The sequence below is a fragment of the Comamonas sp. CMM02 genome (assembly GCF_014851485.1).
GTDB classification, from domain to species: Bacteria; Pseudomonadota; Gammaproteobacteria; order Burkholderiales; family Burkholderiaceae_C; genus Comamonas; species Comamonas avium.
On the sequence record NZ_JACUZW010000001.1, the window covers coordinates 227,204 to 239,841 of the forward strand.

At 58.9% G+C, this 12,638-nt stretch carries 11 protein-coding genes; 7 read left to right on the plus strand and 4 right to left on the minus strand.

Annotation, left to right across the window (positions count from 1 at the left end):
* Position 1: 1 nt before the first annotated feature.
* From rpsI to mdtD, 3 genes are all read left to right on the plus strand, one after another.
* Positions 2–394, plus strand: coding sequence for a 30S ribosomal protein S9 (gene rpsI / locus IB213_RS01050; protein WP_191722497.1), 393 nt, complete (start codon positions 2–4; stop codon positions 392–394).
* A gap of 236 nt (positions 395–630) precedes the next feature.
* A complete protein-coding gene (gene erpA, locus IB213_RS01055; protein ID WP_191722498.1) occupies positions 631–996 on the plus strand; it encodes an iron-sulfur cluster insertion protein ErpA in 366 nt (121 codons plus the stop codon).
* Positions 997–1,131: 135 nt separating this feature from the next.
* On the plus strand, positions 1,132–2,535 hold the full coding sequence (mdtD, locus tag IB213_RS01060) for a multidrug transporter subunit MdtD (RefSeq protein WP_191722499.1): 1,404 nt from the start codon (positions 1,132–1,134) through the stop codon (positions 2,533–2,535).
* A gap of 20 nt (positions 2,536–2,555) precedes the next feature.
* On the opposite strand, the gene IB213_RS01065 is transcribed toward mdtD, so the two are convergent.
* Together IB213_RS01065 and IB213_RS01070 are read right to left on the minus strand one after the other, a co-directional pair.
* Positions 2,556–3,725 carry an anhydro-N-acetylmuramic acid kinase gene (locus IB213_RS01065; RefSeq protein WP_192405108.1) on the minus strand — a complete coding sequence of 390 codons (1,170 nt, stop codon included), beginning with the start codon at positions 3,723–3,725 and terminating at the stop codon, positions 2,556–2,558.
* A 66-nt stretch (positions 3,726–3,791) separates the two neighbouring features.
* Positions 3,792–5,150 carry a M23 family metallopeptidase gene (locus tag IB213_RS01070; protein ID WP_191722501.1) on the minus strand — a complete coding sequence of 453 codons (1,359 nt, stop codon included), beginning with the start codon at positions 5,148–5,150 and terminating at the stop codon, positions 3,792–3,794.
* A 184-nt stretch (positions 5,151–5,334) separates the two neighbouring features.
* On the opposite strand from IB213_RS01070, the gene tyrS reads away from it, so the two are divergent.
* Entirely contained in the window at positions 5,335–6,567 is a 1,233-nt protein-coding gene (tyrS, locus tag IB213_RS01075) for a tyrosine--tRNA ligase (protein ID WP_192405109.1), read from the plus strand.
* Between the two features lie 171 nt (positions 6,568–6,738).
* Here tyrS and IB213_RS01080 read toward each other — a convergent pair whose 3' ends face one another.
* Positions 6,739–7,170, minus strand: a complete 432-nt coding sequence (locus IB213_RS01080; RefSeq protein ID WP_192405110.1) for a bacteriohemerythrin — start codon at positions 7,168–7,170, stop codon at positions 6,739–6,741.
* A gap of 264 nt (positions 7,171–7,434) precedes the next feature.
* On the opposite strand from IB213_RS01080, the gene glmU reads away from it, so the two are divergent.
* Both glmU and IB213_RS01090 read left to right on the plus strand, forming a co-directional pair.
* Positions 7,435–8,877: a bifunctional UDP-N-acetylglucosamine diphosphorylase/glucosamine-1-phosphate N-acetyltransferase GlmU gene (gene glmU / locus IB213_RS01085; RefSeq protein WP_192405111.1), complete on the plus strand. Its 1,443-nt coding sequence runs from the start codon at positions 7,435–7,437 to the stop codon at positions 8,875–8,877.
* 12 nt (positions 8,878–8,889) lie between these two features.
* A complete protein-coding gene (locus tag IB213_RS01090; RefSeq protein ID WP_192405112.1) occupies positions 8,890–9,681 on the plus strand; it encodes an ATP-binding protein in 792 nt (263 codons plus the stop codon).
* Positions 9,682–9,764: 83 nt separating this feature from the next.
* Here the strand turns inward: IB213_RS01090 and IB213_RS01095 are convergent, their stop codons facing one another.
* Positions 9,765–10,277 (minus strand): Lrp/AsnC family transcriptional regulator, encoded by a 513-nt coding sequence (locus IB213_RS01095; protein ID WP_192405113.1) that lies wholly within the window; start codon positions 10,275–10,277, stop codon positions 9,765–9,767.
* A gap of 133 nt (positions 10,278–10,410) precedes the next feature.
* On the opposite strand from IB213_RS01095, the gene glmS reads away from it, so the two are divergent.
* The gene (gene glmS / locus IB213_RS01100; RefSeq protein ID WP_191722507.1) at positions 10,411–12,309 is read left to right on the plus strand and encodes a glutamine--fructose-6-phosphate transaminase (isomerizing); all 1,899 of its coding nucleotides are present in this window, start codon (positions 10,411–10,413) and stop codon (positions 12,307–12,309) included.
* Positions 12,310–12,638 lie beyond the last annotated feature (329 nt).

Here is a 12,638-nt window from a genome sequence, read left to right on the forward strand (position 1 = left end):
AATGATTGGTGATTGGAACAATGGTACCGGCCGTCGCAAGTCCAGCGTCGCACGTGTATTCCTGAAGAAGGGCTCCGGCAAAATTACTGTGAATGGCAAAGACATTCAAGAGTACTTCGGCCGCGAAACTTCTATCATGATCTCTAAGCAGCCTCTGGTGCTGACTGGCAATATCGAAGCTTTCGATATTCAAGTCAACGTCCACGGCGGCGGTGAATCCGGCCAGGCGGGCGCAGTCCGCCACGGCGTGACCCGTGCTTTGATCGACTATGACGCAGCGCTGAAGCCTGTCCTGAGCCAAGCTGGCTACGTGACACGTGACGCCCGCGAAGTCGAGCGTAAGAAGGTTGGTCTGCGTGGTGCTCGTCGCGCCAAGCAGTTCTCGAAGCGTTAATTCGTTTCAGACCTTCGGAAAAGGCTGTTTCTTCGGGAATGGCCTGCCCACAAAAAAGCCGCCTTGCCTTCGGGTGTGGCGGCTTTTTTGTGGGCTTCAGATGCGGTGGCGCAGCAGCTTGTCTGCACGGCCAATGTCCCCACTGGTACTGACGTCAAACCCTGCGCTTGCTTAATTCCTGAGCAAACTGCAGTACCATTCGAACCGATTTTCAGAAGAACACTCGGAGTATCCCCATGAGCGCCGTTGCAGAAAACATCAGCACAGAAATGCCCGCCCCTATTCTCTTTACCGACAGTGCAGCTGCCAAGGTGGCGGACTTGATTGCGGAAGAGGGTAACCCTGACCTGAAGCTGCGCGTGTTTGTGCAAGGCGGAGGCTGCTCGGGCTTTCAGTACGGTTTCACTTTTGATGAGATCACCAACGACGACGACACCACCATGACCAAAAATGGTGTCTCCCTGCTCATTGATGCCATGAGCTACCAGTACCTGGTGGGCGCAGAGATTGATTACAAGGAAGACCTGCAGGGCGCGCAGTTTGTGATCAAGAACCCGAATGCAACCACCACTTGCGGTTGCGGCTCCAGCTTCTCGGCCTAATGACCGAATGAGGGCTTGTCCCTTGTGCCATCAAAGCCGCTGCCAGTCAGCGGCTTTTTTGTGTGCAAATCTCATTCAAGCATCAGCCCAGCAGGTATTGGTGGCGATGGAACATAAGACGAATCAACAAGAAAAATGAACAAGCAAACCATTGAAAAAGAGCCCTTGCTGTGGCTGGTCGCGGTGGGCTTTTTCATGCAGACACTGGATGCCACCATTCTCAATACAGCGTTGCCCAGCATGGCCGCCTCATTGGGAGAAAGCCCGCTGCAGATGCAGTCTGTGGTCGTTGCGTATGCCTTGACGACGGCCATGCTGATTCCCGCGACGGGGTGGGTGGCTGATCGCTTTGGTACGCGCCGCATCTATACAGTGGCCATGGCGTTGTTTGTTCTGGGCTCTGTCTTGTGTGCCATGGCTCCCAGTCTGCAGTTTCTGGTGATGGCACGGGTAGTGCAGGGCGTGGGTGGGGCCATGATGCTGCCCGTGGGGCGGCTGGCGGTGCTGCGCGCCTACCCGCGCGAGGCCTTTATCAGGGCCATGACCTTTATTGCCATTCCTGGGCAGATTGGGCCGCTGCTGGGGCCTACCCTGGGTGGGTGGCTGGTGGAATATGCATCGTGGCACTGGATTTTCTGGATCAATGTGCCTGTGGGTGTACTGGGGGTGTGTGCTGCTTGGCGGTGGATGCCCCAAAACGATCAGCAGCCCAGGCGCTCGTTCGATGGCGTGGGCTTTGCGCTGCTGGCACTGGGCATGGTGGGTGTTTCGCTGGCGCTGGATGGCTTGTCTGGCGCAGGCATGGGTCGCGCCTTGGTGGCGGTGCTGCTGGTCTTTGGTATGGCCAGCCTGGCGGCATACTGGATGCATGCATTGCGCAGCCCCACACCGTTGTTTGCGCCTGCGCTGTTTGGCATACGGTCATTGCGTGTAGGGCTGCTGGGCAATTTGTTTGCACGCCTTGGCAGTGGCGCCGCACCATTTCTGGTGCCTTTGATGCTGCAGGTGGGCTTGGGGCTGTCGCCCTTTCACGCGGGCACCATGATGCTGGCGACAGTGCTGGGCAGCATGCTTGTCAAACGGATTGCGGTGCACACGGTGATGCGTTTTGGCTATAAGCGCGTGTTGCAGGTGAATTCGATTCTGCTGGGGCTCATGATCGCCTGTCTGGGCCTGGTCAGCCCCAGTCAGCCGCATTGGCTGATTCTGCTGCAGTTGTTTGCCTTTGGTTGTGTGAACTCGATGCAGTTCTCGGCCATGAACTCGGTGACCCTCAAAGACTTGAGTGGTGAATCGGCAAGCAGCGGCAATAGCTTGCTGTCCATGGTGCAAATGCTTGCCATGAGCATGGGGGTGGCTGTGGCGGGTGCTGTTTTGGCGGGGTTCGCCGATATGTGGCAAGCCAAAGAGGGTTACAAGCTGATGGCGTTGCAAGCCACGTTCGTGACGGTGGGGGTCATGACGCTGGCTGCAACGTTGGTATTCAGTCAGCTCGAGCCTGATGAGCGCGTGCGCCCGGCACCAGACACCCATGACTGACCGTTGACTGGCGCTGTGCTTCAGGCGGGGTAAATCGCCCCAAGGATGCGTGGACCCTGAGCGCCAGTGACAACGGGCAGGTTGCCCGGGAGCCCATGCAGGCACTGGCGGGCCAGCCACGCAAAAGCCGCAGCTTCTACCTGCAGGGGAGGAAGGCCGCGCGCGCTCGTGCTTTCTACTTTTGTCTGTGGCAGCAAAGCCTGCAGTTGGCGCATCAGCTCTGTATTCAAGGCACCACCTCCGCATACCAGCAGGCTGCAGCTGCCTTGTCCGTAGCGCCGAATGGCATCTGCACAGCTATGGGCCGTAAAGGCTGTGAGCGTGGCTTGCACATCCTGAGGGGGAATGTTGCAAGCCACCGCTTGAAGTTGCGACTGCAGCCACGTAGGGTTGAACAAGTCACGCCCAGTGCTTTTTGGGGGGGGCTGCTGCAAAAAAGGCTCGGCCAGCAGGCGCGCCAGAAGCGCCGGGTGGACCACCCCGCCAGCAGCCCAGCGGCCTTGGTCGTCATAGCTGGCGCCGGTGTGCTGCAGGCACCACCAGTCCATCAGGGCGTTGCCAGGCCCGCAATCAAAACCACAGACCGGTGCTGCGGGGCTGCTGTATGCAGGCAGGACACTCAGATTGGCAATCCCGCCAATATTGAGGACCACGGTTGCTTGGTCCGCACGGCTGAATACGCCCTGGTGGAAGGCTGGAACCAGCGGAGCACCCTGGCCGCCTGCGGCAACATCACGGCTGCGCAAGTCTGCAACCACGGCAATGCCTGTGAGTTCTGCCAGCAAAGCGGGGTTTTGCAGCTGCAAGGTGTAGCCCGTGCCATCGTGCAGCTGGGGCTGGTGGCGCACGGTTTGTCCGTGGGCGCCCACGGCGCGTACTTGAGAGGCGGTGGTGCTGCTTTGCTGCAATAGCTGCATCACCACATCTGCGTAGGCGCGGCTGACAGCATTGCCTGCCAAAGCTGCACGGTGCAGCTCATTGGCTCCGTTGGGGCTGTTCAGGGCAAGCAGTTCTTGGCGCAGGCTGGGGGGAAGCGCCTGCGCTGCATAAGCCAGCACGTGCATCTGCTGCGGCTGTGCGCCATCCCACTGCACCAGCACGCCATCCACGCCGTCCAGTGAGGTGCCTGACATCAGGCCGATATAAAGCTCGCAATGGTGGGCTTGGGCTGGCTTTGGCAGGGTGCTCATAGGGGCTTCAAGGGGCAAAGAAAAAGGGCTTCGATTGCTCGAAGCCCTTGAGAGAGTAGCACAGGCTTATTGGGCGCTGGCTTGTCGAATCAGCTCGGCAGAAGCCAGTTGCATGTGCATGAACTGTGCATGCTGGGTGAACTGTTTGCGTACCTTTTCAGAGATTTCGCTGGCTTCGCTCTTGGCAATCACCGTCTGCGGATCCTGGTGTGCACCGTTCACGCGGAATTCAAAATGCAGGTGCGGGCCCGTGGACCAGCCTGTGGTGCCCACGGCACCAATGAATTGACCTTGCTCGACAGACTGCCCCTTTTTCACGTCAATGCGGCTCAAGTGCGCATAGACCGTGACGTGGGAGGTGTTGGCGTGCTTGACGTAAATCACGTTGCCGTAGCCGTTTTGCCAGCCTGCAAACTCAATCGAGCCATCGCCCACCGTGCGCACTTTGGTGCCTGTGGGTGCGGCAAAGTCCGTACCCAGGTGCTTGCGCCATGTGTTGAGAATCGGATGCTTGCGCATGGAAAAGCCACTGCTGATGCGCGAGAACTCCACAGGGGTGCTCAGGTAAGCGCGGCGCAGACTGGAGCCGTCCATGGCGTAGTAGGAGCCACGCTGACCGGGCTCTTGGAACCACATGGCGTTGTGCACCTTGTCGCGGTTTTGGAATTCTGCAGCCAGCACGCGGCCTGAGCGCAGGAATTCACCGTCGGCTTCCAGCGTTTCGTAGATGACGGAGAAACGGTCGCCCTTGTGCAGGCGGTGGAAGTTGATGTCCGAGAAGATATCTGCCACCTGCACAGCCACTGCATCTGGCAGGCCTGCAGCGTCGGTGGCTGCAAACAAGGTGCTGTGGATGGTTCCGCCAGTCAGGCGTGTGGTTGCCGTCAGGGGGGCTGTCGAGATGTCTGCGGCAAACTTGCCTTCGGCATTGCGCTCAAGCACCAGACGCTGGAAGTTCTGGCTGGTTTCGTCTTGAATCCAGCGCACTGTCAGCTTGCGCAACTGGTGGTCGTTGCTGGCCTCGGCAGAGATCAGGCGTCCATTGCGGCTGAAGATGTGCTGGCGAACCAGTTCATTGCTGCGCAAAAAAGCGGAAGCGCTGGGGTCGGCAATGCCAAGGCGCTGCAGCAGGGACTCAGGGGTGTCGCTGGAGCGGGTGTAATCCGTGCGGTACAGCGAGAAGTCGTTGAGGTCGGTCAGATCCGCCAGCGTGCTGCCATCTACCAAAGAGGGGATGGTCTGGGTCAGTGTGCGCACCGGCATGTCGGCAGGGTCTGGACCCAGGGAGGCGACGGCAAACGCACCGCCGCCTGCGGTCAGCATCAGGGCGGCAATTGCGGCGGTCAGCCTTTTTGGATGGCGCTGGATGGACCGGGCCAGCTGTGCAAGCAAAGCGGTGCTGGCAGAAACTAGTTTGTGGCTCAAAACATGGGTTCCCGGGAATGGTGTGTACCCTGAAGGCAGGAAAGCGTGTCAGTGATGGGGTACGTAATCTGTCAGCATAGTGGCCATTGAGCAGTATGTAAATGGCTTGCCGACTAGAATTCATCACTGCAATCGAGCCCGAAGTATACCGGGGAGGAACATCCCCGCGCTGGAAAAAACCCTTATGAATCAAAATGCTGTTACAACATACCCAGTCACTGAGGCTGTAAGACAAGCGCTTGAAATCACCTTGCGCGGCGTTGACGAATTGTTACCAGTTGCTGACTGGACGCAAAAGCTGGCCCGCTCTGCGGCCACAGGCGTGCCGCTGCGCATCAAGCTGGGACTGGACCCGACGGCTCCAGACATTCACCTGGGCCATACCGTGGTGCTCAACAAGATGCGCCAGCTGCAGGACCTGGGTCATACCGTGATCTTTCTGATCGGCGATTTCACAACGCTGATTGGCGACCCTTCGGGCCGCAACTCCACCCGCCCGCCGCTGACTGCCGAGCAAATCAAGGTCAACGCCGAGACGTATTACACGCAGGCCGCCAAGGTGCTGGACCCTGCCCGCACGGAAGTGCGCTACAACAGCGAGTGGTGTGACAAGCTGGGCGCGCGCGGCATGATTGAGCTGTCGGCCAAGTACACCGTGGCTCGCATGATGGAGCGCAATGACTTTCACACGCGTTTCAGCGAAGGCAGCTCGATCAGTCTGCACGAGTTCTTGTACCCGCTGCTGCAAGGCTATGACTCGGTCGCGTTGCAAAGTGATCTGGAGCTGGGCGGCACCGACCAGAAGTTCAACCTGTTGATGGGCCGTCATCTGCAGGCTGAATATGGCCAGGAGCAGCAGTGTGTGCTGACAATGCCTTTGCTGGTGGGCCTGGATGGCGTGGACAAGATGTCCAAGTCCAAGCACAACTACATTGGTATCACTGAAGATGCCAACACCATGTTTGCCAAGGTGCTGTCAATCTCTGACACGCTGATGTGGGACTGGTACACCCTGCTGTCGTTCAAGAGCCTGGCCGAGATTGCGGCGCTGAAGGCCGAGATTGAAGCAGGCGGCAACCCCAAGCACGCCAAGGTGGCGCTGGCCAAGGAAATTACTGCGCGCTTTCACAGTGCTGCGGCAGCCGATGCGGCTGAGCAAGATTTCATGAACCGCTCCAAGGGCGGCATTCCTGACGACATTCCCGAGGTGAGCCTGAGCGGCGCGCCGCTGGGCATTGGTGCGTTGCTCAAGCAAGCCAATCTGGCTCCGTCGACCAGTGAGGCCAATCGCCTGATGGACGGTGGCGGTGTGCGTGTGGATGGCAATGTGGTCAGCGACCGTGGTCTGAAGCTGGACGCGGGCACCTTTGTGGTGCAAGTGGGCAAGCGCAAGTTTGCCCGTGTGACGCTGAGCTAAGCAGAGTCTTTACAACCAGCAAAAAAGGCGGCTGTCTCGCAATGAGGCAGCCGCCTTTTTGATGGTATATCTGAAATAAGAGCGCACAGCGCTTGTCTGCTGGTGTTTTTGGATACTTTTGTATTTGAAAGCGTTGAATTTAAAGCGCTGATAGCTATCTTTATTATTTCTTCATGCCGTGCTGAGGCTTGGTGCATGTGCTGTGAGGGCGGCTTTCAGAAAGGGCACATAGGCGCGGTCTTCTTGCAGAATGTGGTGCAGCAGCCAGTCTTTGAGAAAGTCCATGGCCTCAAGGTTGATGTCCTCGCCATCTTCAAAGCGCATCAGCCAGTCCATGGCCTTGGCGGTGAACTGGCTGTGTTCGGCAGTATGCGCGGTGGTCTGGGGATAGCCGTAACGCTGGAACATCACCTCTTCTTCAATGAAGTGGTTGTGCGTGTAGTCGACCAGCCCCTCCAGCACTTCGGCCAGGGTGGTGCGCGAAGGGGTGGGCTTGCCCAGCTCATCGTGCAAAGCGTTGATCAATTCCACCAGGACCTGGTGCTGGGCATCGATCTTGGGGATGCCCAGCATGAGCGCGCTGGACCATGCAATGAAGGCCATGGAGCTTCCTTCTGGATGTGGTTGGGGTAAGGGTGCAGCCGTTGCCAGCGCAAAGATCTGTACAGAATGCATAAAGCCCGAGCGCACACCAATGGGTAAAGCAGGGTGTTGCTGGGGATGTCTGATAAAAATCAAACACTTAATCAGAGGCTGTCGTGTGCGGCCCACGTAAATCCGTATGCACGCTCGCTTTCAGCGCCGACAGAGCGCGAGATAATTGCGCACCTCCGCGCTGGGGGTTGTCAGACCTCACACAGAATGTTTATGTCTTCTCAGAACGCACTCCCCCTTGATATCGTCATCATGGCTGCCGGCAAAGGCACCCGCATGAAAAGCCGTTTGCCCAAGGTGCTGCAAAAGCTGGCGGGGCGTGCTTTGCTGCAGCATGTGCTGGATACGGCAGTGCAATTGCAGGCGCGTTCCGCGGTAGTGATTACCGGGCATGGCGCGCCAGAGGTAGAAGCTGCCATCAGCCAGTGCAGCAGTGCGAAAGCTGGGGTGGAGTTGAAATTTGTGCGGCAGGAGCAGCAACTGGGCACCGGCCATGCTGTGCAGCAGGCGGTACCTGCCTTGGCCGATGACGGCATGGTGATTGTGCTGTCGGGCGATGTGCCGCTGACGCAGGCGCAAACGCTGCATGATCTGGTGCAGGCTGCAGACGGCTCGCGCATGGCATTGCTGACCGTGGCGCTGGACAACCCCACCGGGTATGGCCGCATCGTGCGCAACGCGGCAGGCACGGTGCAGCGCATCGTCGAGCAAAAAGACGCCAGCGATGCAGAGCGCGCCATCCACGAAATTTACAGCGGCATCATGGCCGTGCCCGCCAGACGCCTGGCGCAATGGCTTGCGCAACTGAACAACCACAACGCCCAGGGCGAGTACTACCTCACCGATATCGTTGCCATGGCCGTGGCAGACGGGGTGGACGTGGTGGCGCACCGTATCAGCGATGCGGTGCAGGTGGCAGGCGTGAACAGCCCGCTGCAACTGGCCGAGCTGGAGCGGGCCCACCAGCTGCGCCAAGCCAGCCATTACATGGAGCAGGGCGTGCGGCTGGCAGACCCGGCACGCTTTGATGTGCGTGACGACGTGCGTGGCAATGCGGCGCAGCTTGTCTGCGCGCAAGACGTAGAAATTGACGTGGGCTGCATCTTTACCGGCAAGGTGCAAATTGGTGAAGGTGCCAGCATTGGCGCGCACTGTCACATCAGCAATGCCACCATTGCGGCGGGTGCAGTGATCCATCCATTCACGCATATCGACGGAGAAAAGCTCGGTGCCAGCGTGGGCGAAGGTGCCTTGATTGGCCCGTTTGCCCGCTTGCGCCCGGGTGCGCAGCTGGGCAAGGAAGTGCACATCGGCAATTTTGTGGAGGTGAAAAACTCCACCATGGCCGAAGGCGCCAAAGCCAACCACCTGGCTTATCTGGGTGACGCAACGGTGGGTGAGCGCGTGAACTATGGCGCGGGTGCTATCACCGCCAATTACGACGGTGCCAACAAGCATCGCACCGTGATTGAGGCTGACGTGCACGTGGGCAGCAACTGCGTGCTGGTGGCTCCCATCACCATTGGTGCGGGCAGCACCGTGGGCGGCGGCTCCACCGTAACGAAGTCAGTGGACGCAGGCGTTTTGGCCGTCTCGCGCGGCAAGCAGGTATCGATTACGAACTGGAAGCGCCCCACCAAACAACCCAAACCCTGAAGGCCCACCACCATGCAGCAGGCGCAATCACCCACCCCCGGCACGCTGAACGAGGCGCTGGCCCTGATTGCGCAGCAGCAGGCAGACATGGCGCGCCTGCACGCCGCCCATGCGTCGTGGATGCGTGCCGTGGCACATGACTTGCGTGCGCCGTTGCGACATGTGGTGTCGTTTGCGCCTTTGCTCAAAGAATCGGTGGGTGAGCTGGCAGCCGCTGCGCCGCAAGCGGTGCATGCCGCCGAAGATGCGCACGAATTTGCATCCACCATGGAGCGCGCTGCGCGCAAGATGTCGGCCATGCTCGATGGGCTGGTACACATCTCGCGTGCTGCCCGTGCCGAGTTGCAGCCCGAGTTGGTGGACTGGGTGGCATTGACCGTGCCCCTGGTGCAGGCCCTGCAAGCCCAGTACCCGCAGGTGCAGTGGAGTTTGCCCACGCCAGCTCAGGTGCCCGTGCTGGCACATGCCGAGTGGCTGCGCGTGGCGATGCAAGCTTTGCTGGATAACGCCATCAAGTTCTCTGCCCGTCAGGCGTCACCGCAAGTGCAGGTGCAAGCCTGGCCGCTGGCCGATGGCTGGTGGCGCCTGGTGGTGCAGGACAACGGTGCTGGCTTTAACGACAGCCGTGCCCAGCAACTGGGTGAGCTGTTTCAGCGCATGCACCACGAGAACGAATTTGACGGCGTAGGCTGCGGGCTGGCCCTGGTCAGCACGGTGGCGCAGCGCCATGGCGCACGCTGGGGCGTGCAATCACAGCCCGGGCAGGGTTGCACGGTCAGCCTGGACTGGCCGGGTGCGCACTGACTGCTTCAGGCGGCAGGCGTCTCCAGCACCTGTGCAGCAACAGATAACAGCGATCCATCACGCCGCTCTTGAGTCTTTGGTCTTTAGGACTTGGTGGCGAGCAGTGGCAAGTGGGGGCTGAACTTGGCCCGCTTGGTGGCAAAAAAGGTTTTGACATTGCGCACATTGCCCTGCGCCGTGAACAGTTGCTGCGACAGCGCCAAGTAGGCCGGCATGTCGCGGCAGGCCACCACCAGCACAAAGTCGGGCCCCGGCGAGACGCGCCAGCATTGCTGCACCCCTTCGTGGGCCACAGCTGCGGCTTCAAATGCATCCAGCGCTTCGGCGTTCTGGCGCTCCAGCGTCACTTCAACCAAGGCTTGCAAACCATGGCCCACCAGATGGGCCAGAGCCTGCGGTCGCACAATGGCTACCTGGCGCTCAATCAGGCCCAAAGCATGCAGACGGCGGATGCGCCGCAAACAGGTGGGGGGCGAAATGTGCACCTGTTGTGCAAGGTGCACATTGCTTTGCCCGGCATCGCGTTGCAGCAAATCCAGCAGTTGCAGGTCAGTCAGATCGAGTGCAGAGTCTGATAAATTAATTTCATCATTCATATATTTGTGAAATTTAATTTCTTCGGTGTTTTTCTGTGAAATTTAATTTCTTAAATGTCAAAAAATAGATCATAAGTTTTATTGCATTGCTTTTAGCATCGTGCATCGTTCCAATCTTTTCGGAGTACAGCCTATGTGTGGCATCGTCGGCGCCGTTTCCACGCGCAATATCGTTCCTGTTCTGGTTCAAGGCCTGCAGCGCCTGGAATACCGCGGGTATGACTCCTGCGGCGTAGCTGTGCACCGCATGGTGGCTGGCTCACCCATCAGCCAGGGCCTGCAGCGCGCACGCAGCACAGCGCGTGTATCGGAGCTGCTGGAGCAAGTGACCCAAGATGACCTGCAAGGCCTGGCAGGCATTGCTCACACACGCTGGGCCACGCACGGTGAGCCTGCTGTGCGCAACGCCCACCCCCACTTCAGCTACGGACCGGGCGAAACCGTGGACAGCGGCAAACCGCCCCGCGTAGCGCTGGTACACAACGGCATCATCGAAAACTACGAACAACTGCGCACCGAGCTGCAAGCCAAGGGCTATGTGTTTGCCAGCCAGACCGACACCGAAGTGATCTGCCACCTGGTGGACAGCCACTACAACGGCGACCTGTTTGACGCTGTCAAAACAGCGCGTGCACAACTGCATGGCGCTTACGCGATTGCCGTGATGCACAAGGACGAGCCACACCGCGTGGTGGGAGCCCGCGCCGGATCACCTCTGGTGCTGGGTGTGGGGCGCGACAACAGTGAATTCTTTCTGGCCAGTGATGCAATGGCGGTGGCTGGCGTGACCGACCAGATCGTGTATCTGGAAGAGGGCGATCTGGTAGACCTGCAGCCGGGCCGCTACTGGATTGCAGACAAAACTGGCCATGCGGTACTGCCCGAGCAGCGGCCCGTAAAAACGGTGCATGCGCACAGCGGTGCTGTAGAGCTGGGGCCCTACCGCCACTACATGCAAAAGGAAATCTTTGAACAGCCACGCGCTATTGGTGACACGCTGGAAGGCATTGTCAACATCGCCCCCGAGCTGTTCGACGGCGCAGAGGGTGCAGCAGCGTGGCGTGTATTCAATGAAATCGACAACGTGCTGATTTTGGCCTGCGGCACCAGCTACTACAGCGGCTGCACGGCCAAGTACTGGCTGGAATCGATTGCGGGCATTCCCTGCAACGTGGAAGTGGCCAGTGAATACCGCTACCGCACCAGCGTACCTAATCCGAAAACCTTGGTGGTCACCATCAGCCAGTCCGGTGAGACTGCCGACACCCTGGCCGCACTGCGGCATGCGCAAAGCCTTGGCATGCACCATACGCTGACCATTTGCAACGTTGCCACCAGCGCCATGGTGCGTGAATGCAAACTGGCGTACATCACCCGTGCGGGCATGGAGATTGGCGTAGCTTCCACCAAGGCGTTTACCACGCAACTGGCGGGCTTGTTCTTGCTGACCCTGGCTCTGGCGCAATCCAAGGGCAAGCTAAGCGAAGCGCAGGAGCAGGAATATCTGACCGCCATGCGCCATTTGCCTGTGGCCCTGCAGTCGGTGCTGGCGCTGGAGCCTCAAGTGGTGAGCTGGGCAGAAAACTTTGCCAAGCAGCAAAACGCCTTGTTCCTGGGCCGTGGCATGCACTACCCCATCGCCATGGAAGGTGCGCTCAAGCTCAAAGAAATTACCTACATTCATGCGGAAGCCTACCCCGCTGGAGAACTCAAGCACGGCCCGCTGGCGCTGGTCGACAGCAGCATGCCCGTGGTCACGGTCGCTCCCAATGACGAACTGCTGGAAAAGCTCAAAAGCAACATGCAGGAAGTGCGTGCGCGCGGCGGTGTGCTGTATGTGCTGGCAGATGCCAAAACCAACATCGAAAACGCCGAAGGCATGCACGTGATTCGCATGCCCGAAAACTACGGCGCTCTCAGCCCCATCTTGCACGTGGTGCCACTGCAGCTGCTGTCCTACCACACCGCTGTGGCGCGCGGCACCGATGTAGACAAGCCGCGCAACCTTGCCAAAAGCGTGACCGTGGAGTGAAAACTCAGTTTCCAGCGTTGCTTTTATTCTGGGTAATTAAAGTCGTAAACTCGCAATTAAAGTCGTAAACCCCGGGCTAGCATCCATGCGGGTTTGCGGGGCGAGGGTTTGTAATTGCAAAGTCGTAAACTCAGAAACATCTGAGTAATTTCTGCTTGCAGTATTTAAGCTTCGAGTTTTCCAGCGTTGCTTTGAATGCTATGAAAAAGGCGCTCCATTGGAGCGCTTTTTGTTTTGGTGGTTAGTTAGGCTTTTGTGTGTTGTCTGAAATGGCCAAAGCACTTCGGTTGTACGTCTGTTTGGGTATTCGCTTGAAATCCTCCAAGTGT